This is a genomic window from Cellulomonas aerilata (genome assembly GCF_007991755.1).
Lineage (GTDB): Bacteria > Actinomycetota > Actinomycetes > Actinomycetales > Cellulomonadaceae > Pengzhenrongella > Pengzhenrongella aerilata.
In genome coordinates this window covers 15611-35461 of the sequence record NZ_BJYY01000021.1, presented here as the reverse complement: position 1 = coordinate 35461, position 19851 = coordinate 15611, and the positions used below count along the sequence as shown (strand labels likewise).

The window sequence follows — 19851 nt, the reverse complement described above, 5'->3', positions numbered from 1 at the left end:
CGACGTGACGGCCGAGCGGGTCCTGGTCACCGGGGCGAGCGGCATGCTCGGCCGGGCGACCGCGGCGGCGGTCGCGGCGCGCGGGCACGGCACCCGGAGCTTCCAGCGCGGGCCTGCCGGCGTGCCCGGTGTGGAGGACGTCCGCGGGTCGCTGACCGACGCGGGCGCCGTCGAGCGCGCCGTCGCGGGTCGGACCGCGGTCGTGCACCTGGCGGCGAAGGTTGGGGTCACCGGACCGGAGTCGGAGTACCGGGCGGTGAACGTGGACGGCACCCGCGCGCTGCTCGCCGCCGCCCGGGCCGCCGGGGTCCGCCGGTTCGTCATGGTGTCCTCGCCGTCGGTCGCGCACGTGGGCACGTCGATCGTGGGGGACGGTGCCGGTCCGGCGGACCCCGAGCGCGCCCGCGGCCCGTACGCGCGCACGAAGGCCGCCGCCGAGCTGTTCGCCCTCGCCGAGGACTCACCGGAGATGCGGGTGCTCGCGGTCCGGCCGCACCTGGTCTGGGGGCCCGGTGACCGGCAGCTCGTCGAGGGCGTGCTCTCGCGGGCCCGGCGCGGGCGGCTGCCGCTGCTGGACGGCGGTGCGGCGCTGGTCGACTCCACGTACGTCGACAACGCGGCCGACGCGATGGTCGCCGCGCTCGAGGCGCCGCCGGACGCCTGGGGCGACGCGTACGTCGTCACGAACGGTGAGCCGCGCCCGGTCCGGGACCTGCTGGCCGGCATGTGCCGGGCCGCGGGGGTGCCCGTGCCGACGTGGTCGGTGCCGGCCGCGGTCGCCCGAGGGGCCGGCGGCGTGATCGAAGCGCTCTGGGCCGCCCGGCCCGCCTGGGGCGAGCCGCCGATGACGCGGTTCGTCGCCGAGCAGCTGTCCACGGCGCACTGGTTCGACCAGCGACGCACCCACGAGGCGCTGCGGTGGACGCCGGCCGTGACCCTCGACGAGGGTTTCGCCCGGCTCGCGGCGCACCTGCGCGGCCCGGGGGCCGAGGACTGATCCGGGGTCCGTCCCCGCTCAGCCCACGCCGAGCACGAACGGGTGCACCGCGGACGCCCCGGCCTGCCGCAGCAGCCGCGACGCGACGGTCAGCGTCCACCCCGAGTCCGTCCGGTCGTCGACCAGCAGGACCGCCCGTCCGGGCAGACCGGCGGCGGCCCGCTCGGAGAGGTCGAGCTCGAGGCGCCCGGCGACCGACGAGAGCCGCTGGGCGGAGTTGACGTCGTGCCGACCGGCCGGGACACCCGCGACCGGCCGGACCGACCCGACGACGGGCAGCCCCAGGTGGTGGGCCACCCCGTGCGCGAGCTGCCGGACCAGCTCGGGCCGGCTCGCCGACTCCACCAGCACCACGCCCGCCGGTGCCGGCTGCGGGTGCCACGCGTCCAGCACCTCGAGCACCGCGCGCTGCAGCGCGACCGGCAGGTCCTGCGTCACCCGGTCGGACCGGTCGGCCGGGTCGCCCGGGTCGTCCGGGTCACCGCCCGGCCATGCGTCGTCCGGCCCGCCGGAGGGCCCGCCGGACGGTGCGGCGAACAAATCGCGCAGCAGGCCGCCCCAGCCGATGCCGTCCATCCGGGCGACGGCGCGCCCGGTCTCGGGCCGCTCGCCCTCGGCGATCCGCCCGGATACGCGCAGCCCGAGCCCGGCCATGCCGGACGGCCACTGCCGCCGCGGCTCGACCTCCACACCCGGCACCGCGAGGCGGTCGCGCGCCGCGGCGACCTCGTGCTCGTCCGGTGCGTCCCCGGCCGCCGTGCCGCCGCACCGGTCGCAGCGACCGCACCGCCACCCGTCGGCGAGCTCGGGGTCGTCCAGCGCGTGCCGCAGGAACGCCATCCGGCACCCGTCGGTCCGGACGTAGTCGAGCATCGCGCCCTGCTCGGCACGCCGGGTCTCGGTGACGCGCGCGTAGCGCTCGGCGTCGTACGCCCAGGGTCGGCCGGTGGACTGCCACCCGCCCTTGACCCGCCGCACCGCGCCGTCCACGTCGAGCACCTTGAGCATGAGCTCGAGCCGGTTGCGCCGCAGCGACACGCGCGTCTCCAGCGCCGCGGTCGACAGCGTCCCGGCGTCGTCCAGCGCCGCGACCGTAGCCCGAACCTCGGTCTCGGGCGGGAACGCCATGGAGGCGAAGTAGTCCCAGATGGCGCGGTCCTCCGGTCCGGGCAGCAGCACCACCTCGGCGCGCGCGGTGGCACGGCCCGCGCGGCCGACCTGCTGGTAGTAGGCGATCGGGGAGGCCGGAGCCCCCAGGTGCACGACGAACGCGAGGTCGCCCTTGTCGAACCCCATCCCCAGCGCGGACGTCGCGACCAGCGCCTTGACCCGGTTGGCGAGCAGGTCCTGCTCGGACTGCTCGCGCTCGGCGGTGTCGGTCTGCCCGGTGTACGCGCGCACCGCGAGCCCGGCCTCGCGCAGGTACTCGGTCACCTGCTGGGCGGCGGCCACGGTGAGGCAGTAGACGATCCCGGACCCCTCGATGGTCGGCAGGTGATGGGCCAGCCAGGCGAGCTGGGCCGCCGTGCCCGGCAGCTCCCGCACGGCCAGGTGCAGGCTGCCCCGGTCCAGCGAGCCGCGCAGCACCAGCACGTCCGCGAGCGCGATGGTCCGGGACCCGGGCGAGCCGGGGGACGCAGGCGAGCCGGGCGAGCCGGGGGACGCGGGCGAACCGGGCGCACCGGCCGAGCCGGGGGACGCAGGCGAGCCGGGCGACCCGGGCGACCCAGCCGAGGAGCCGCCGCCGGCGGGCTCGTCGGAGGTCACCGCGAGCTGCTCGGCGACGTCGGCGGTCACCCGGGCGTTCGCGGTGGCGGTGGTGGCGAGCACCGGGATGCCGGCCGGCAGGTCGGCGAGCAGCGTGCGGATCCGCCGGTAGTCGGGGCGGAAGTCGTGACCCCAGTCCGAGATGCAGTGCGCCTCGTCGACCACGACCAGCCCGGCGCTCGCGCCCAGCCGCGGCAGCACCTCCTCCCGGAACCCCGGGTTGTTCAGGCGCTCCGGTGACACCAGCAGCACGTCGACCTCCCCGGCCGCGACGCGCTCGTGGACGCCGTCCCACTCCTGGACGTTGGCGGAGTTGATCGTCTCCGCCCGGATCCCGGCCCGCTGGGCGGCCTCGACCTGGTTGCGCATGAGGGCGAGCAGCGGCGAGACGATGACGGTCGGACCGGCGCCGCCCTGGCGCAGCAGCGCGGTCGCCACGAAGTACACGGCGGACTTGCCCCACCCGGTGCGCTGCACGACCAGGGCCCGGCGGTGGTCGGCCACGAGGGCCTCGATGGCGACCCACTGGTCGTCCCGCAGCCGCGCGTCCGGCCGTCCCACGAGCGCGACGAGCGCGGCCTCGGCGCGGGCGCGCAGGTCGCGGGTGTCCGCCCGCCCAGCGGTCGCCGCACCGTCCCCCGGGGCGCCGCCGAGGTCGGTCGTCGGGGAGGCGGGCGTCGGGGAGGGGCTCATCCGTCGATGGTAGGCAGGGCCTCCGACACCGCCGTCCCCGGCCGCCCGAGCGGTGGACGGTGGCCGGGCCGCCGGTCGGCACGGACCGGCCGGCACCGACCGGCCGGGGGTCCGGCGCGGGTGGCCGTGGGCGGGCATCCCTACACTCGGGGCCGTGACCCTTCCCCTGCGTCCCGAGCTCGCGGGCCTGCAGCCCTACGGCGCCCCCCAGCTGGACGTCCCGGTGCTGCTCAACGTCAACGAGAACCCGTACCCGCCCGCGGAGGACGTCGTCGCGGACATCGCAGCGGACGTCGCGGCCGCGGCCCGCGGTCTCAACCGGTACCCGGACCGCGACTTCCTCGCCCTGCGCGAGGACCTCGCCGCCTACCTGCTCAAGGAGTCCGGCGTCGCGCTGACCCCCGACCAGGTGTGGGCCGCGAACGGGTCCAACGAGGTGATGCTGCACGTCATGCAGGCGTTCGGCGGGCCGGGACGCACCGCCCTGTCGTTCGCGCCGACGTACTCCATGTACCCCGAGTACGCCCGCGACACCGGCACGGGCTGGGTGCAGGGCAGGCGCGAGCCGGACTTCACGCTGCACCCGGCCACCGCCGCCGCGACCATCACCGACCTCGGGCCGAGCGTCGTGCTGCTGGCGAGCCCCAACAACCCGACCGGCACGGCGCTGCCGCTCGGCACGATCGAGGCCGTGCTGGGCGCGGCAGGCGACGTGCACGGAGGCTGCGTCGTGGTCGTGGACGAGGCCTACGGCGAGTTCCGGCGCGCCGGGACGCCGTCGGCGCTGGAGATCCTGGGCGACCACCCCAACCTCGCCGTGAGCCGGACCATGTCCAAGGCGTTCGGGCTGGCCGGTGCCCGGATCGGCTACCTCGCCGCCGCCCCCGCCCTGGTCGACGCGCTGCGCATCGTGCGGCTGCCGTACCACCTGTCCGGGGTCACGCAGGCGGTCGCCCGGGCCGCGCTGAAGCACTCCGTCGCGCTCATGGCCCAGGTCGGGTCGCTGCGTGCGGAGCGGGACTCCACCGTGGACTGGTTGCGCTCGCACGGGTTCACGGTCGCCGAGTCGGACGCCAACTTCGTGCTGTTCGGCATGTTCGACGACCGGCACGCGGTCTGGCAGGGGCTGCTGGACCGTGGCGTGCTGATCCGGGAGGTCGGCCCGCCGGGGTGGCTGCGGGTGTCCGTGGGGACCCCGGAGGAGATGGCGGCGTTCCGCGCCGCCCTGCTGGAGGTGACCCGATGAGCGACGACGCCACCGTGCCCCTGAACTCGGTGACCCCGCCCCGCGAGGGGACGACCGTCCCGCTCGACCCGACGACCGGGCGCACGACCGGGCGCCGGACCGGGCGCATCGAGCGCACCACGTCCGAGTCCAGCGTCCTGGTCGAGCTCGACCTGGACGGCACGGGGCGCACCGAGATCTCCACGAGCGTGCCGTTCTACGACCACATGCTCACCGCGCTCGGCAAGCACTCGCTCCTGGACCTGACCGTCCGGGCGACCGGCGACACCCACATCGACGCCCACCACACCGTCGAGGACGTCGCGATCGCCCTCGGTGAGGCGCTACGGATCGCGCTGGGGGACAAGGCCGGCATCGGCCGGTTCGGCGACGCGCTCGTGCCGCTCGACGAGGCGCTCGCGCAGGCCGTCGTCGACGTCTCCGGGCGCCCCTACCTCGTGCACTCGGGCGAGCCGGCCGGGCAGGAGTACCACCTCATCGGCGGGCACTTCACCGGGTCGCTGACCCGGCACGTGCTGGAGTCGATCGCGCACCACGCCGGCATCTGCATCCACATGCGGGTGCTGGGCGGGCGCGACCCGCACCACATCGTCGAGGCGCAGTTCAAGGCGCTCGCCCGGGCGCTGCGCGCGGCGGTCGCGCCGGACCCGCGGGTCGAGGGCATCCCGTCCACCAAGGGGGCGCTCTAGTGGCCGACGACGCCCCCACCCCGCCCTCGGGCGACGGTCGGCCGGCGGCGGCGCAGGTCGCCCTCGTCGTGACCCCGGTCGCCGGGCCCGGCCCGCTCGCCGCCACGTGCGCGATGGCCAAGGTCGCGGTCGACGTCGTGCCCTCGACGGTGGGCGCGATCGCGGTGTGCCGCGACCTGACCGGGGGTGCGCCGCGAGAGGCCGCGATCGCGATCTCGCGCCTGCTCAAGGGCGTGCCGGTCGTGCTGCTGGAGCGGTCCGGCGGCCACGTGAGCGCCTCGCGCTGGCTGGACGGCGAGCAGGGTGAGGACCTCGCCGCGGGCCTCGTCCTCAGCGGCGCCCCCGAGGTGCTCGAGGACCTGCTGCTGGGGACGACCACCCCGGCGGAGGTGGACGGCGCCGTCTCGAGCGTCGGGCTGTCCCGGTTCCGCGCCCTGCGGATGCTGGCCGCGTCGGCACGGGCGAACCGCCGGTAAACTCGCTCGCGTGAATCCCGCACCGAGCGTCGTCGTCCTCGACTACGGGTTCGGCAACGTCCGGTCCGCCGTGCGCGCCCTGGAGCGGGTCGGCGCCCAGGTGGAGCTGACCTCCGACGCCCGGGCGGCCGGGGACGCGGACGGGCTCGTGGTCCCCGGGGTCGGTGCCTTCGCCGCCGTGATGGAGGGGCTCGACGGGGTCCGCGGTGGCCAGATCATCGACCGGCGCCTGGCCGGTGGGCGTCCCGTCCTGGGCATCTGCGTCGGCATGCAGGTCATGTTCGAGCGGGGCGAGGAGCACGGCGTCGAGGCCGAGGGCCTGGGTGAGTGGCCCGGCGTCGTCGACCGCCTGGAGGCCGACGTCGTCCCGCACATGGGCTGGTCGACGGTGGACGCGCCCGCCGGCACCGTCCTGTTCGACGGCCTGGAGGACGAGCGCTTCTACTTCGTGCACTCCTACGCGGCGCGCAGCTTCCCGCCGCTGGGGGACGCACGCTTCACGCCCCCGCTGGTGACGTGGTCCCACCACGGCGGGCCGTTCGTGGCCGCCGTCGAGAACGGCCCGCTGTCCGCGACCCAGTTCCACCCGGAGAAGTCCGGCGACGCCGGCGCCCAGCTGCTCGCCAACTGGGTCGGGTCGCTGCGCTCCTGAGCGCCCGCCCGACCCCGCCCGCCCGACCGTCTGCCCGAGGAGACCACCCACCCATGTCCACACCCCCGCTCGAGCTGCTGCCCGCCGTCGACGTCGCCGCCGGCCAGGCCGTCCGACTCGTCCAGGGGGAGGCGGGCTCCGAGACGTCGTACGGCGACCCGCTCTCGGCGGCCCTGGACTGGCAGGCCGGCGGGGCGGAGTGGGTGCACCTGGTCGACCTGGACGCCGCCTTCGGGCGCGGCTCCAACGCCGACCTGCTCGCCTCGGTCGTCGCGGCGCTGGACGTCCAGGTGGAGATGTCCGGCGGGATCCGTGACGACGCGTCCCTCGAGCGAGCCCTGGCGACCGGGTGCGCGCGCGTCAACCTGGGCACCGCCGCCCTGGAGAACCCCGAGTGGACCGCCCGGGTCATCGCCGAGCACGGTGACGCGATCGCCGTCGGGCTGGACGTGCGGGGCACGACCCTGGCCGCCCGTGGCTGGACGCAGGAGGGCGGGGACCTGTGGGAGGTGCTCGCGCGCCTGGACGCCGCCGGGTGCTCGCGCTACGTCGTCACCGACGTGACCAAGGACGGCACGCTGCGGGGCCCCAACCTGGACCTGCTGCGCGAGGTGTGCTCGCGCACCGACGCGCCCGTGGTCGCCTCCGGCGGCATCTCGAGCCTGGACGACCTGCGGGCGCTGCGCGACCTCGTCCCCGCCGGCGTCGAGGGCGCCATCGTCGGCAAGGCGCTCTACGCCGGCGCGTTCACCCTGCCCGAGGCGCTCGAGGTCGCCGGTCGCCCCGGCGGCTCCGGCCCCGGCCGGTTCTGAGCGGGGCATGACCGACGCCACGCCCGCGGGCGGCCGTGCCCTGCCGCCGTCGTCGCCGTTCGCCGGGGACGACGGGTCGGCGGACCCCGCGGTCGTCTCGGCCCTGCGGCGCTACGCCGAGGGCTCCACGGCGCTCGCGGACGTCGTGACCGTCCTGGCCCCGAGCCGGGTGCTCGTCCCCGTGCTCGCGCAGCTGGAGGCCGCCGAGGTCGTCGAGCACGACGGGCGCGAGCACACCGTGGACAAGGAGGCGTCGGCCGGGATCGTCGCGGTCCGCACCCCGGACGGGCGCACCGCGATGCCCGTGTTCACCTCGATGGCCGCGATGCGCGCCTGGCACCCCGACGCCCGGCCGGTGCCGACCGACGCGGCGCGTGCGGCGCTGTCCGCGGTCGGCGAGGGCTGGGAGGTCGTCGTGGTGGACCCCGGCGGCCCGGTCACCGCCGTCCTGCCGCGGCCTGCCGTGTGGGCGATGGCGCGCGGCGAGGCGTGGCGGCCCGCCGTCGCCGGCGGCGTCGTGGACGACGACGTCGTCGCGGCCGTCCGCGCTGCCGTCTCCGGGGTGGCGGCGGTGGCGGGCGCGACGGCGGAGCCCGGCCGGCGCGCCGAGGTCGCGGTCGTGCTGGTGCTGGCGCCGGGGCTCGACCGGGCCGGCCTGGACGCGGCGCTCGCGCAGGTCAACACCCGGCTCGCCGCCGACGACGTGGTCGCCGCGCGGGTGGACTCGATCGAGCTGCGGCTCACCACGGCCCGGCCGGGCTGAGCACGTCAGCGGCGGCGCCGCCGCAGCGCCCGGGCGAGCGCGACCACCACGACCATGCCCACGAGCTGCCCGCCGAGGACGACCCGGTTGAGGTCGAGCGCGGGGCGCCAGTGCACGCCGGCGTCGTCCAGCACGTAGACGCCGACCGGGCGCACGCGCACGCCGAAGCCCCCACCGCCGCCCTCGCCGCCCGCGCCGGAGTCCTTGCCGTCGGCCGGGTCGACCACGTCGCCACCGCCGTACCCGAGCCCCGTGCCGCCGTGCACCTGGGCGACGGGGATGACGCGCACCCCGTCGCGCTCGTAGGCCTCGCCGAAGGCGCGCCGGACCGTGAGCAGGTCCGCGGCCGACGAGACGAGGGTCGAGGGGTCGAACGTCCGGCGTCCGGTGCGGTCCACGGTGTCCTCCTGCGACGGGTCTTGCGACGGGGTGCGGGTGGGGCGGCGGGTCCGGGTCCTCGAGCGAGCCGTCGGGCGTGGTCGCGGTCAGCCCGCGCAGGACGGTGCGTCGACGAAGGACCCGGTGTCGGCGAGCATCGTCCTGAGTGTGCTCACGGGGACGATGAAGCTCTGGTTCACGGAGTTCTTGGCGTACACGACGCCCACCACCCGTCCCTGCGCGTCCAGGACGGCGGAGCCCGAGCTGCCGGGCTCCACCTCGGCGTCGGTGACCAGCACCTCGCCGAGGTTCTCGTTCAGCGGGTCGGTCGTGCCGCCGATCACCTTGCCGCTGGTGACGGTCAGCCGCCCGCCCTGCGGGTAGCCCACGACGGACACCGTGTCGCCCGGCGCCGGGTCGGCGTCGGCCAGCTCGGGGACGGCGGGCAGCTCGTCGGTCGTGCGGACGATCGCGAGGTCCGCGAGCTCGGCGGTGCTCGCCGTGGTGGCCGCGAGGTCCCGCCCGTCGTAGGTGCTCAGCTGCAGCTCGGCGGACTCGGCGACCACGTGGCGGTTCGTGATCAGGGTCTGCGCGTCGACCGCGAACCCGGACCCCGTCGACACCGACCCGCAGCCGACGTTGCGGATCCGCACCGCCATGCGCTGCGCGGCGTCGAAGCCGTCGGGGGAGAGGTTGCCGGTCGCCGTCGGGGCCGGGGCGGGCACCTCGGACGGCACGAAGCCGGTCGGCGTCGGACCGGGCATCGCGGGCAGGACGCCGCACCCGGTCAGCAGCGCCGCCGCCAGGACCGGCGCGAGCACCGTGACCTGCCGGGTGCGGATGCGGGTCACCGCTGGTCCAGCTCGGACTGCAGCGCGACGTTGGCGTCCGACGCGGACCGGCACAGCGCCTCCACCTCGGACCCGTAGTTCGCCAGGTCGGCCGGGTCGTAGGAGGCGGCGTCCTCGAGGTAGGCGATGAGCTGGTCCTGGCCCTGGACGCACCGGTCGAGCGCCGAGGCGACGATCCCGGCCGCCTCGCTGACCCGAGCCTGGTAGTCCAGCAGCTGACGCTGCGCCTCCCGGTCGTCCCCGATCTGCGCCTTCTCGTCGGCCAGTGCGGTGATCCGCTCCTGCGCCGTGGTCAGCTGCACCTGCAGCCCCTCGATCTCCGAGCGCGCACCCTCGAGGTCGCTGCGCGTCAGCGCGAGGTCCGACCCGATCGCCCGCGCCTGCTGCTCGGTCCAGTCCAGCCGCTCGGCGTACGCGCGGGCCGTGGCGAGCAGGTAGCCGCCGACCGCGAGCGACGCGACGAGCAGGACGCTCAGCACGACGACCGGCCACCGGCGACGTCGCCGTCCTGCGCCGGCCGCCGGCGGGGCCGCCGTGGCGCCGGGGTCCGCCGTGCCGCCGGGGTCCGCCGGCGGCGGACCGGAGGACACCCGGTCGCCGTCCGCGGTGCCGCCCGGGCCCGTGGTCGCGTCCGGCGTGGCGGCGGCCGGGGGCAGCGTGCGCAGGACCGTGGTCGCCTCGGAGCCGGCGTGCGCGACCGTCCCCGGCTGCGGCGCGCGCACCTCCTCGGTGGTGGCCGCGGTGCCCGGACGGTCCAGCGCCGACGCGCGCCGCCCCGACCCCGGGGGCGCGGAAGGCTCGGCGGTCGGCTCGTCGGTCACGGCAGCAGGATAGGACGGCGGGCCGGGCGGGGACCGGGTGAGGCTGCCGGATATCACCGTGCCGGGTGTCGGAGGCGTCTGGGACGATCCTCCGCATGACCCTCGCCCCCTACGGGCGCCTGCTCCGGCGCCCTGCTGTGCTGCGCCTCGTCCTGGTCTCCCTGGTGGCGCGCATCCCGCACGCCGCCGTCGGCGTCGTGCTGACCCTGCACGTCGTCGGCACGCTCGACCTGGGCTACGGCCACGCCGGGGTGGTTGCGGCGGCGATGACGGTGGGCATGGCGATCGGCGCGCCGTGGCGCGGCCGGCGGGTGGACCGGCTCGGTCTGCGGCGGGCGCTGCTGCCGTCGGTCGTGATCGAGGCGGCGGTGTGGTCCGCCGCACCGTTCCTCGACTACCGCGGCCTGCTGGTGGCCGGCGTCGTCGCGGGGCTGTTCATGGTCCCGGTGTTCTCGGTGATCCGTCAGTCGCTGTCCGTGCTGGTCCCCGAGGAGGAGCAGCGCACGGCGTTCGCCCTGGACTCGGTGTGCACCGAGCTCACCTTCATGCTGGCGCCCGTGCTGGGCGTGCTGGTCGCGACCACGTGGTCGACGACGGCGGCGCTGGTGGTGGTCGGCGTCGCGACCGTGGGGGCCGGCGCGCTGCTCATGTGGTTCGACCCGCCGACCCGCACCGCCCTCCGCCCTGCCGCGACGGGCGCCGACGGCGGCGACGTCGCACGGGCGGGCGCCGCGGTCGCCGGCCACGCCGGCTCCCGCGCCGCGGTGGCGCCCGCCCGGGTGATCACCCCGGCCCTGCTCGTCACCCTGCTGGCGGCGAGCGCCGCGTCGCTCGTCCTGACCGGCACCGACGTGAGCATCGTCGCCTCGCTGGAGGAGTGGGACCGCGTCCCGGACACGGGCTGGATGATCGCGCTGTGGGCGGCCGGGTCCGTCGTGGGCGGGCTCGTCTACGGCGCGGGACGGCGCTCGGTGCAGCCGCTCACGCTCGTGCTCCTGCTGGCCGTGCTCACGGTGCCCGCCGCGCTGGCGGGGAACCCGCTGTGGCTCGCGGTCGCGGTGGTGCTCGCCGGGGTCCCGTGCGCCCCGGCGCTGTCCTCCATCACGGCGGCGCTCGTCCGGCTGGTCCCCGAGCACCGCCGCGGCGAGGTGATGGGGTGGAGCGGCTCGGCGATGACGGTCGGGTCCGCGCTCGGTGCACCCCTGTGCGGGCTGGTGATCGACCGGGCGGGGGCGAGCGCCGGGTTCCTGGTGGCCGGCGGGGTCGGCGTCGTGGTCGCCGGTGGCGGGCTGCTCGTGCTGTCCGTCGTGCGCGACCGCCGGGCCGCCGCCGCCGTCGTGACGGACGCGGACCTCGACGTCGCCGAGCCCGAGGGGCCGGTGCCCGGCGGCGAGGTGCTGGCCGGGCGCACCGCCCGCTGAGCGGGTGGCGCTCGGCCCCCGTCCGGGCGACCGTCCACCCGGGAGGTCGGACCGTGGTCAGCTCACGTAGCCGGTGAACTTCTCCCCGGGACCCTCGCCCGGGGCGTCCGGGAAGGGCGAGGCCTCGCGGAAGGCGAGCTGCAGGGAGCGCAGCCCGTCGCGCAGGGAGCGGGCGTGCTGGTTGCCGAGGTCCGCCGCGCTCGCGGTCACCAGGGCCGCGAGGGCGGTGATGAGCTTGCGGGCCTCGTCGAGGTCGAGGTAGTCGGCGCCGGTCGCGTCCGGGGTGTCCTCGGACAGGCCGCACTTGACCGCCGCGGCGCTCATGAGGTGGACGGCGGCGGTGGTGATGACCTCGACGGCGGCGACGTCGGCGATGTCGCGGGTCGCGGTGGTGGCGTCGGTCGAGGGGGAGTCTGCGGAGGGCTGGGACATGCACCGATCCTCTCACTGCGACCACGGTCACCTTCCCCTGGGGGGCCGGGGTGCTAGTCTTGGCGCCGACCAACTGGTGATCCGTGCCCGCACACGCGTGCGGCGTGGCTCATCGGTGCACAAGTGGAGCTGATCCCACCCGCTGCCGACTGTCCTGACGGACGACAGGTGCCGGGTCCGGTCCGAGAGAGCGCGTCCCGTCCTGCGGGGCGTGCACTCGAGTCGTGGCTGCGCACCAGCGCGCTGCGACGTCGGATCCATCGGCCCTCGCCTGTGCCCACGGACGAGGGCCTTTCTCGTCCCGCGGTGGACCACTGCGAGTACGAGGAGCACCACATCAGCGAGCCCCGCATCAACGATCGGATCCGCGTCCCCGAGGTCCGGCTCGTCGGCCCCAACGGGGAGCAGGTCGGCATCGTCCGCGTGGAGGACGCTCTGCGTCTGGCGCAGGAGTCGGACCTCGACCTGGTCGAGGTCGCCCCCGACGCCCGCCCGCCCGTCTGCAAGCTCATGGACTTCGGCAAGTTCAAGTACGAAGCCGACATGAAGGCGCGCGAGGCCCGGCGCAACCAGACGAACACGGTCCTCAAGGAGATCCGTTTCCGGCTGAAGATCGACCCGCACGACTACGGCACCAAGAAGGGCCACGTCGAGCGGTTCCTCAAGGCCGGCGACAAGGTCAAGGTCATGATCATGTTCCGTGGCCGCGAGCAGTCGCGCCCGGAGATGGGCATCCGCCTGCTGCAGCGGCTCGCCGACGACGTCGCCGAGCTCGGCTTCATCGAGAGCTCGCCGAAGCAGGACGGCCGCAACATGATCATGGTGCTCGGCCCGACCAAGAAGAAGGCCGAGCAGAAGCAGGAGCTGCGGCGCGCCGCTCGCGACTCGCAGCCGGCCCCGGAGCCGGTGGAGCGCGTGAGCGTGCCTGCCGGGGCGACCGCTGCCGTCGCCACGGCGCCCGCGCCTGCTGCCGCCCCCGCGGCCGCAGCCCCCGCCCCGGTCTCGGCTCCGGCTGCGTCCGCCCCGGCGGTGCCGGTCCCGACGGTCTCCGCTCCGACGGCCCCGGTCGCCGCCCCGCGTCCCGCGGCGGCTGCACCGGCCCCGGCGGCGCGTCCGGCGGCGACGTCGGCCCCGCGTCCGGCGTCGTCCGCGCCGCGCCCGGTGTCCTCGGCCCCCCGTCCGGCGTCGTCCGCGCCGCGTCCGGCCTCGTCGGCCCCGCGTCCGGCGTCCCCGGCCCCGCGTCCGACGACGTCCACCCCCGCGGCACCGGCGGCGCGTCCGGCACCGACGGCCCGTCCCGCTGCGACGCCCGGCGAGCAGGCTGCGCGTCCCGCGGCGCCCCGGCCCACCCCGGTGCCGGCCCGGCCGTCCCCCGCGGTGGCCGGCAAGCCGACCCCGCGTCCGGCCGCCCGGCCGGGGCCTGCCAAGCCGGCGGCACCGCGTCCGCCGTCCGCCGAGTCGTCGGACTGAGCCCGTCCGCACACCCCTGCACTGCGCGGAGGCCCACCGGCCGCCGCACGACGACAGTCGCGTGAAGTCCGCGCGATGCGACCAGAGGAGAGAACGGCAGCCATGCCGAAGAACAAGACGCACTCCGGTGCCAAGAAGCGCTTCCGGATCACCGGGAGCGGCAAGGTCATGCGCGAGCAGGCGGGCGCCCGTCACCTGTTCGAGCACAAGTCGAGCCGCCGCACGCGTCGTCTCGCCGGTGACCTCGTGGTCGCACCCGCCGACGCCCCCAAGATCAAGAAGATGCTCGGCAAGTGAGCCGACCGGACGCACCCGCGTCCGTCGTCTGACGTCAGCCGGACCCGAAACGTAAGGAGCATCACGTGGCACGCGTGAAGCGGGCGGTCAACGCCCACAAGAAGCGTCGCGAAGTTCTCGAGCGCGCCAGCGGCTACCGCGGCCAGCGCTCGCGCCTGTACCGCAAGGCGAAGGAGCAGGTCACCCACTCCCTCGTCTACTCCTACCGTGACCGCAAGGCGCGCAAGGGAGACTTCCGCAAGCTCTGGATCCAGCGGATCAACGCGGCCTCGCGCGCGCAGGGCCTGACGTACAACCGCCTCATCCAGGGCCTCAAGGCCGCGGGTGTGGAGGTCGACCGCCGCGTCCTGGCCGACATGGCCGTCAACGACATCGCGTCGTTCAACACGCTCGTGCAGGTGGCGAAGAACGCCCTGCCCGAGGACGTCAACGCGCCCGTCGCCGCGGCCTGAGCATCCCCGCTCGCGCACGAGACCACGAACGCCCGGACACCGGTAGACCCTCTGTGACGTCGCCGGCCGGGCCCGAGCTGACCAACCCCCGCTCCGAGCGGGTGAAGGCGGTCCGGGCCCTGTCCGGGCGTTCGGTGCGTCTGCGGGCCGGGCGGTTCCTCGTCGAGGGACCGCAGTCGGTCCGCGAGGTGGTCCGGGAGGCGCCGGGCCGGGTCCGGGACGTGTACGTCACCCCGTTTGGTGCCGACCGGTACGCCGAGATCCTCCACGACGCCGCCGCGGCGCGCCTGCGCGTGCACGTCGCGACCGACGAGGTCGTGGCGGCCATGAGCCCGGACGCGCAGGGCGTGCTCGCCGTCGCCGAGACGCACGACGTCGGGCTGGCGTCGGTGATCGCGTCGTCGCCCCGCCTGGTCGCGGTGCTCGTCCGCGTGCGTGACCCCGGCAACGCCGGGACGGTCGTCCGCGCGGCGGACGCGGCCGGGGCCGACGCCGTCGTCCTGACCGCCGAGAGCGTCGACGTGCACAACCCCAAGGTCGTCCGGTCCACGGCCGGGTCGCTGTTCCACCTGCCCGTCACCGCCGGTGCGCCCCTGGCCGAGGTGACCGCCGCGCTGCGTGCCGCGGGACTGGCGGTGCTGGCCGCGGACGGCTCCGGTGAGCACGACCTCGACGACCTGCTCGACGCGGTCGGGCGCCCGGCGCGAGCCGGCGTGCCGGACCTGACCCGACCCACGGCGTGGGTCTTCGGCAACGAGGCGTGGGGCCTGCCCGAGGAGGACCGCGCGCTGGCCGACGCCGTCGTGCGCGTCCCCATCCGCGGCCGGGCCGAGTCGCTGAACCTGGCGACCGCTGCGACGGTGTGCCTGTACGCGTCCTCGCGCGCCCAGCGCTGAGGACCGCCGGCGGCGGAGGAGGCCCGGGGTGCGGTTGTTCGCCGCGGTGCTGCCGCCCCCGCGCGTGCTGGACCACGTCGAGCACGCCCTGGCCGCCGTCCGGGGGCCCGGTGAGGAGTCCGGCGCGGTGGGCCCCCTGCGCTGGGCGCCCCCCGAGGACCGTCACCTGACGCTCGCCTTCTACGGCGAGGTCCCCGCCGGGGCCGCGCAGGACCTGGCCGGCGGGCTGGCCGCGGTCGCCGCCGGGCACGAGCCTTTCGACCTGCAGCTGCGCGGTGCCGGGGTGTTCGACCGGCGGGTGTTCTGGATCGGCGTCGGCGGCGACGTCGAGGCGATGGCCGCGCTCACCGCGCGGAGCGTCGACCTCGGCGGCGAGGTCACCGGCCGGCAGGACGGCCGGGTCCGGTCCCGCGCGCACCTGACCGTGGCCCGCGTCCGCAGCCAGGCACGCGGCCGCTCCGGTCCGCACCGGCGCCGCGGTGAGGCCGGGGGCTCCGGCCCGGACCGGGTCGCGTCCCTCGCGCACGCCCTGGCCGTCTACGGGGGACCGCTGTGGACGGTCGAGGACTTCGCCCTGGTCGAGTCCCGCCCGGGTGAGGGCCGCGGCGGGGGACCGGCCTACACGACCGTCCAGACGTTCCCCCTGACTGAGAGCACGACCGCCTGAGGGGTGCGCGGGCCCGGGGCGCCGGCGGAGGCGGCCGGGCCCGGACGGTCCGAGTGCGCGGGCACGTCGCCCTGTCGGCACCGGCAGCCGGTCCGGGTCGGCGTCCCTCCGCTCGCCCGTGCCGACGCCCCCCTGCGACGGGGGGAGGTCGACGCCGGTGGTCGTCCGCCACCCGGCGAAATGTGGGCGGGCCCAACGGCGGCCGCGCCCTAGACTCACCAGGCCGCGGGCCGCTCGACCCTGCTGCTCGCACCGCTCCGCACCGGCGGATCGCACCGGCCGCTCGCCCAGGCACGCTCGAACGGCCGGTGAGCTGGCCCCTGACTGGCATGGAAGGCTCGGATGTCCACCCCCTCACTGCCCTCGGAGAACGACCCGCAGCGCCTTGCCCTGTCGCCGCTGGACGCCGGCGCCGTCGAGCAGGCCCTGACCGACGCGCTCGCCGCCGTCGCCGCCGCCGGTGACCTGGACGCGCTGAAGACCGCGCGGCTGGCCCACGCCGGGGACCGCAGCCCGCTGTCGCTGGCCAACCGCGAGATCGGCCGGCTGGCCCCGGCCGACAAGGCCGTCGCCGGCAAGCTGCTGGGGTCGACCCGCGGCCGCCTCACCGCGGCGATCGCCGCCCGCCAGGTGGAGCTGGAGGCCGAGCGCGACGCGCGCGTGCTGGTCGAGGAGGCGGTCGACGTCACGCTCCCGGTCGACCGGGCCCCGCGCGGCGCACGGCACCCGCTGGAGCTGCTGCAGGAGCGCGTCGCGGACATCTTCGTCGCCATGGGCTGGGAGGTGGCCGAGGGCCCGGAGGTCGAGGCGGAGTGGTTCAACTTCGACGCGCTGAACTTCGGCCCGGACCACCCGGCGCGCCAGATGCAGGACACGTTCTTCGTCGAGCCGGCCGACGCCGGTCTGGTGCTGCGCACGCACACGTCACCGGTCCAGGCGCGCACGCTGCTCTCGCGCGACCTGCCGGTGTACGTCGTCTGCCCCGGCAAGACGTTCCGCACCGACGAGCTGGACGCCACGCACACGCCGGTGTTCCACCAGGTGGAGGGACTCGCGGTCGACAAGGGCCTGACCATGGCGCACCTCAAGGGCACGCTGGACCACTTCGCCCGCGCGATCTTCGGGCCGGAGTCCCGGACCCGGCTGCGGCCCGCGTACTTCCCGTTCACCGAGCCCAGCGCCGAGATGGACTTCTGGTTCCCGCAGAAGAAGGGCGGCCCCGGCTGGGTCGAGTGGGGCGGCTGCGGGATGGTGAACCCGAACGTGCTGCGCGCCTGCGGCGTCGACCCCGACGTCTACTCCGGGTTCGCGTTCGGCATGGGGATCGAGCGCACGCTGATGTTCCGTCACGGCATCGCCGACATGCACGACATGGTCGAGGGCGACGCCCGCTTCTCCCAGCAGTTCGCAGGAGTGATCTGATGCCCCGCATCCCGCTGTCCTGGCTCGCCGAGCACGTCGCGCTGCCCGCCGGCGCCACCGCCGAGTCCGTCGCCGCCGACCTGGTGCGCGTCGGGCTGGAGGAGGAGGCGATCCACCCGGCCGCCGTCAGCGGCCCGCTGGTGATCGGCGAGGTCGTGGAGCTGACCCCGGAGCCGCAGAAGAACGGCAAGACGATCAACTGGTGCCGGGTCGACGTCGGGACCTACGGCGAGCCGCGCGAGGACGGCACGTTCGCCCCGCGGGGCATCGTGTGCGGCGCGCACAACTTCGAGGTCGGCCACCGCGTCGTCGTGGCGCTGCCCGGGGCCGTGCTGCCCGGACCGTTCCCCATCGCGTCCCGCAAGACCTACGGGCACGTGTCCGACGGGATGATCTGCTCCGCCCGCGAGCTGGGCCTCGGCGAGGACCACGACGGCATCATCGTCATCTCGCGCCTCGGCCTGGACGCCGAGCCGGGGACCGACGCCCGCGAGCTGCTCGGGCTCGGCGAGGAGGTCCTCGAGATCAACGTGACCCCGGACCGCGGCTACTGCTTCGCGATGCGCGGCGTGGCGCGCGAGTACGGGCACTCCACCGGCGCGGCGTACACCGACGCCGGCCTGCCGGGCGTGGTGACCGATCCCGCCGCCGTGTCGCGGCCCGCGGGCGGGGGCGTCGCCGTGGAGATCGCCGACGACGCCCCGGTCGACGGGGCCGCCGGGTGCAACCGGTTCGTGGCGCAGGTCGTGCGCGGGGTCGCGGCGTCGGGCCCGTCCCCGACGTGGATGCAGCGCCGGCTCACCCAGGCCGGCATGCGCCCGATCTCGCTCGCGGTCGACGTGACCAACTACGTGATGCTCGACCTGGGTCAGCCGCTGCACGCTTACGACCTCGCCCAGCTGGCCGAGCCGGTCGTCGTGCGCCGCGCGCGCCCCGACGACGCGCTGACCACGCTGGACGCCGTCGCGCGGACGCTGCACCCGGAGGACCTCGTCATCACCGACAGCCCGCACGGCGCCGCCGGCGCCCGGGTGCTGGGACTGGCCGGGGTCATGGGCGGCGCCGAGACCGAGGTGAGCGCGGGCACGACCGACCTGCTGCTCGAGGCGGCGCACTTCGACCCGGTGTCCGTCGCGCGGACGGCCCGGCGGCACCGGCTGCCCAGCGAGGCCGCCAAGCGGTTCGAGCGCGGGGTGGACCCGCAGCTCGCCCGGGTCGCGGTGGCGCGCGCCGCGGCGCTGCTGGTCGAGCACGGCGGCGGGACCGTCGACGACGCGGTCACCGACGTCGACCGCACCGGGCCCGCCCGGACGCTCACGCTCCCGGTGGACCTGCCGGCCCGCCTGGTCGGCGTGCCGTACACCGCGGACGAGGTGGCCGAGACGCTGCGCACCATCGGGTGCACGGTGGCGTCCGGCGACGGGGCCGACGGCGCCGGTGCCGGTGCCGGCTCCGGCGGGACGCTCGAGGTCACGGTCCCGAGCTGGCGTCCGGACCTGCAGGTGCCCGTCGACCTGGTCGAGGAGGTCGCGCGGCTGCGCGGGTACGACGCGATCCCCTCCGTCCTGCCGGCCGCACCGGCGGGACGCGGGCTGACCGAAGGCCAGCTGGCCCGCCGCGCGGTCGCCCGGGCCCTGGCCGGGGACGGCTGGACCCAGACGCTGTCCTACCCGTTCGTCGGCGCCGAGCAGCACGACGCGCTCGGCCTGCCCGCGGACGACGACCGGCGCCGTGCGCTGCGGCTGGCCAACCCGCTGGCGGACACCCAGCCGGAGATGCGGACCAACCTGCTGACCACGCTGCTGGAGACGGCCCGGCGCAACGTCGGGCGTGGGGCGACCGACCTGGCGCTGTACGAGATCGGCCTGGTCACCCGGCCGCTGCCGGACGCCCCGCCGGCGCCGCAGCTCCCCGGCGCGGTCCGGCCGTCCGACGAGGACCTCGCGCGCCTGGCCGCCGCCGTGCCGCCCCAGCCGCGGCGGGTCGCCGGCTTCCTCGCCGGTGCCCGCGAGCGCGCCGGCTGGTGGGGACCGGGGCGGCGCGCCGACCACGGCGACGCCATCGCCGCCGTCCGGCTGGTCGCCGCCACGGTGGGGGTCGAGGTCCAGGCCCGGGCCGACAGCGGCCACGCGCCGTGGCACCCGGGCCGGACCGCCCGGCTGGAGCTCGCGGACGGCACGCTGGTCGGTCACGCCGGCGAGCTGCACCCGGAGGTGCTGGCCCGCCTCGACCTGCCGGCCCGCTCGGTGGCGTTCGAGCTGGACCTCGACGTCCTGCTCGCCGCGGCCCCCGGCGAGCCGCTGCAGGCGACGCCGGTCTCGACGTTCCCGGTCGCCAAGGAGGACCTCGCGTTCGTGGTGGACGCCGACGTGCCCGCCGGGGACCTCATGGCCGCCGTCCGCGACGGTGCCGGGGACCTGCTGGAGGAGCTGCGGGTCTTCGACGTGTTCACCGGCCCGCAGGTCGGCGAGGGCAAGAAGTCGCTCGCGTTCTCGCTGCGCCTGCGCGCCGCCGACCGCACGCTCACCGCCGCCGACGCCGCGGCCGTCCGGGAGGCCGCGGTCGCCGAGGCCGGACGGCGGGTCGGGGCGGTGCTGCGCGGGGCCTGACCCCCGCAGTGCGGTGCGGCGGCGGGGGAGCAGCCGCGAG

General features: G+C 76.4%; 20 protein-coding genes. 15 read left to right on the top strand and 5 right to left on the bottom strand.

Annotated features, from left to right (window positions below; all coding sequences use genetic code 11):
* The first annotated feature begins 43 nt into the window (after nucleotides 1–43).
* Nucleotides 44–997 (top strand): NAD-dependent epimerase/dehydratase family protein, encoded by a 954-nt coding sequence (locus CAE01nite_RS16295; protein WP_246131299.1) that lies wholly within the window; start codon nucleotides 44–46, stop codon nucleotides 995–997.
* Nucleotides 998–1015: 18 nt separating this feature from the next.
* Here CAE01nite_RS16295 and CAE01nite_RS16290 read toward each other — a convergent pair whose 3' ends face one another.
* The gene (locus CAE01nite_RS16290) at nucleotides 1016–3457 is read right to left on the bottom strand and encodes a RecQ family ATP-dependent DNA helicase (protein ID WP_246131284.1); all 2442 of its coding nucleotides are present in this window, start codon (nucleotides 3455–3457) and stop codon (nucleotides 1016–1018) included.
* A 154-nt stretch (nucleotides 3458–3611) separates the two neighbouring features.
* Between CAE01nite_RS16290 and CAE01nite_RS16285 the strand changes: the two genes are divergently transcribed.
* The 6 genes from CAE01nite_RS16285 (at nucleotide 3612) to CAE01nite_RS16260 (ending at nucleotide 8095) form a co-directional block, all read left to right on the top strand.
* Nucleotides 3612–4703: a histidinol-phosphate transaminase gene (locus tag CAE01nite_RS16285; RefSeq protein ID WP_246131283.1), complete on the top strand. Its 1092-nt coding sequence runs from the start codon at nucleotides 3612–3614 to the stop codon at nucleotides 4701–4703.
* 107 nt (nucleotides 4704–4810) lie between these two features.
* A complete protein-coding gene (gene hisB, locus CAE01nite_RS16280) occupies nucleotides 4811–5392 on the top strand; it encodes an imidazoleglycerol-phosphate dehydratase HisB (RefSeq protein ID WP_146906701.1) in 582 nt (193 codons plus the stop codon).
* Nucleotides 5392–5868 (top strand): hypothetical protein, encoded by a 477-nt coding sequence (locus CAE01nite_RS16275; protein ID WP_146906585.1) that lies wholly within the window; start codon nucleotides 5392–5394, stop codon nucleotides 5866–5868. The genes hisB and CAE01nite_RS16275 overlap by 1 nt, the downstream gene beginning before the upstream one ends.
* A 10-nt stretch (nucleotides 5869–5878) precedes the next feature.
* Nucleotides 5879–6520: an imidazole glycerol phosphate synthase subunit HisH gene (gene hisH / locus CAE01nite_RS16270; RefSeq protein ID WP_146906584.1), complete on the top strand. Its 642-nt coding sequence runs from the start codon at nucleotides 5879–5881 to the stop codon at nucleotides 6518–6520.
* Between the two features lie 53 nt (nucleotides 6521–6573).
* A complete protein-coding gene (gene priA / locus CAE01nite_RS16265) occupies nucleotides 6574–7332 on the top strand; it encodes a bifunctional 1-(5-phosphoribosyl)-5-((5-phosphoribosylamino)methylideneamino)imidazole-4-carboxamide isomerase/phosphoribosylanthranilate isomerase PriA (protein WP_146906583.1) in 759 nt (252 codons plus the stop codon).
* Nucleotides 7333–7339: 7 nt separating this feature from the next.
* Nucleotides 7340–8095: an SseB family protein gene (locus CAE01nite_RS16260; RefSeq protein ID WP_146906582.1), complete on the top strand. Its 756-nt coding sequence runs from the start codon at nucleotides 7340–7342 to the stop codon at nucleotides 8093–8095.
* Between the two features lie 5 nt (nucleotides 8096–8100).
* Here the strand turns inward: CAE01nite_RS16260 and CAE01nite_RS16255 are convergent, their stop codons facing one another.
* The 3 genes from CAE01nite_RS16255 to CAE01nite_RS18670 form a co-directional block, all read right to left on the bottom strand.
* Nucleotides 8101–8493 (bottom strand): spore germination protein GerW family protein, encoded by a 393-nt coding sequence (locus CAE01nite_RS16255; protein WP_146906581.1) that lies wholly within the window; start codon nucleotides 8491–8493, stop codon nucleotides 8101–8103.
* A gap of 87 nt (nucleotides 8494–8580) precedes the next feature.
* The gene (locus tag CAE01nite_RS16250; protein ID WP_371862913.1) at nucleotides 8581–9324 is read right to left on the bottom strand and encodes a S1C family serine protease; all 744 of its coding nucleotides are present in this window, start codon (nucleotides 9322–9324) and stop codon (nucleotides 8581–8583) included.
* The gene (locus tag CAE01nite_RS18670; RefSeq protein WP_246131282.1) at nucleotides 9321–10145 is read right to left on the bottom strand and encodes a COG2 family protein; all 825 of its coding nucleotides are present in this window, start codon (nucleotides 10143–10145) and stop codon (nucleotides 9321–9323) included. Before CAE01nite_RS18670 ends, CAE01nite_RS16250 begins: the two co-directional genes overlap by 4 nt.
* A 95-nt stretch (nucleotides 10146–10240) precedes the next feature.
* On the opposite strand from CAE01nite_RS18670, the gene CAE01nite_RS16240 reads away from it, so the two are divergent.
* Nucleotides 10241–11566 carry an MFS transporter gene (locus tag CAE01nite_RS16240; RefSeq protein ID WP_146906580.1) on the top strand — a complete coding sequence of 442 codons (1326 nt, stop codon included), beginning with the start codon at nucleotides 10241–10243 and terminating at the stop codon, nucleotides 11564–11566.
* 57 nt (nucleotides 11567–11623) lie between these two features.
* Here CAE01nite_RS16240 and CAE01nite_RS16235 read toward each other — a convergent pair whose 3' ends face one another.
* On the bottom strand, nucleotides 11624–11998 hold the full coding sequence (locus tag CAE01nite_RS16235; RefSeq protein ID WP_146906579.1) for a DUF1844 domain-containing protein: 375 nt from the start codon (nucleotides 11996–11998) through the stop codon (nucleotides 11624–11626).
* 306 nt (nucleotides 11999–12304) lie between these two features.
* Between CAE01nite_RS16235 and infC the strand changes: the two genes are divergently transcribed.
* From infC to pheT, 7 genes are all read left to right on the top strand, one after another.
* Complete coding sequence (gene infC, locus CAE01nite_RS18665; RefSeq protein WP_246131281.1) at nucleotides 12305–13468, top strand: translation initiation factor IF-3; 1164 nt, start codon at nucleotides 12305–12307, stop codon at nucleotides 13466–13468.
* Between the two features lie 102 nt (nucleotides 13469–13570).
* Nucleotides 13571–13765, top strand: a complete 195-nt coding sequence (gene rpmI / locus CAE01nite_RS16225) for a 50S ribosomal protein L35 (RefSeq protein ID WP_146906578.1) — start codon at nucleotides 13571–13573, stop codon at nucleotides 13763–13765.
* Nucleotides 13766–13830: 65 nt separating this feature from the next.
* Entirely contained in the window at nucleotides 13831–14217 is a 387-nt protein-coding gene (gene rplT, locus CAE01nite_RS16220) for a 50S ribosomal protein L20 (RefSeq protein WP_146906577.1), read from the top strand.
* A gap of 53 nt (nucleotides 14218–14270) precedes the next feature.
* Complete coding sequence (locus CAE01nite_RS16215) at nucleotides 14271–15113, top strand: TrmH family RNA methyltransferase (protein WP_246131280.1); 843 nt, start codon at nucleotides 14271–14273, stop codon at nucleotides 15111–15113.
* A gap of 28 nt (nucleotides 15114–15141) precedes the next feature.
* Nucleotides 15142–15780, top strand: a complete 639-nt coding sequence (gene thpR, locus CAE01nite_RS16210; protein ID WP_146906576.1) for an RNA 2',3'-cyclic phosphodiesterase — start codon at nucleotides 15142–15144, stop codon at nucleotides 15778–15780.
* A gap of 342 nt (nucleotides 15781–16122) precedes the next feature.
* Nucleotides 16123–17202, top strand: coding sequence for a phenylalanine--tRNA ligase subunit alpha (pheS, locus tag CAE01nite_RS16205; protein WP_146906575.1), 1080 nt, complete (start codon nucleotides 16123–16125; stop codon nucleotides 17200–17202).
* Entirely contained in the window at nucleotides 17202–19811 is a 2610-nt protein-coding gene (pheT, locus tag CAE01nite_RS16200) for a phenylalanine--tRNA ligase subunit beta (RefSeq protein WP_146906574.1), read from the top strand. Before pheS ends, pheT begins: the two co-directional genes overlap by 1 nt.
* Nucleotides 19812–19851 lie beyond the last annotated feature (40 nt).

Bases quoted from the DNA above. Each gene is read 5' to 3' on its own strand.
- CAE01nite_RS16235 (WP_146906579.1), bottom strand. From the start codon at position 11,998: ATGTCCCAGCCCTCCGCAGACTCCCCCTCGACCGACGCCACCACCGCG.
- pheT (WP_146906574.1), top strand. From the start codon at position 17,202: ATGCCCCGCATCCCGCTGTCCTGGCTCGCCGAGCACGTCGCGCTGCCC.
- rpmI (WP_146906578.1), top strand. From the start codon at position 13,571: ATGCCGAAGAACAAGACGCACTCCGGTGCCAAGAAGCGCTTCCGGATC.
- CAE01nite_RS16295 (WP_246131299.1), top strand. From the start codon at position 44: ATGCTCGGCCGGGCGACCGCGGCGGCGGTCGCGGCGCGCGGGCACGGC.
- CAE01nite_RS16240 (WP_146906580.1), top strand. From the start codon at position 10,241: ATGACCCTCGCCCCCTACGGGCGCCTGCTCCGGCGCCCTGCTGTGCTG.
- pheS (WP_146906575.1), top strand. From the start codon at position 16,123: ATGTCCACCCCCTCACTGCCCTCGGAGAACGACCCGCAGCGCCTTGCC.
- priA (WP_146906583.1), top strand. From the start codon at position 6,574: ATGTCCACACCCCCGCTCGAGCTGCTGCCCGCCGTCGACGTCGCCGCC.
- CAE01nite_RS16260 (WP_146906582.1), top strand. From the start codon at position 7,340: ATGACCGACGCCACGCCCGCGGGCGGCCGTGCCCTGCCGCCGTCGTCG.
- CAE01nite_RS16290 (WP_246131284.1), bottom strand. From the start codon at position 3,457: ATGAGCCCCTCCCCGACGCCCGCCTCCCCGACGACCGACCTCGGCGGC.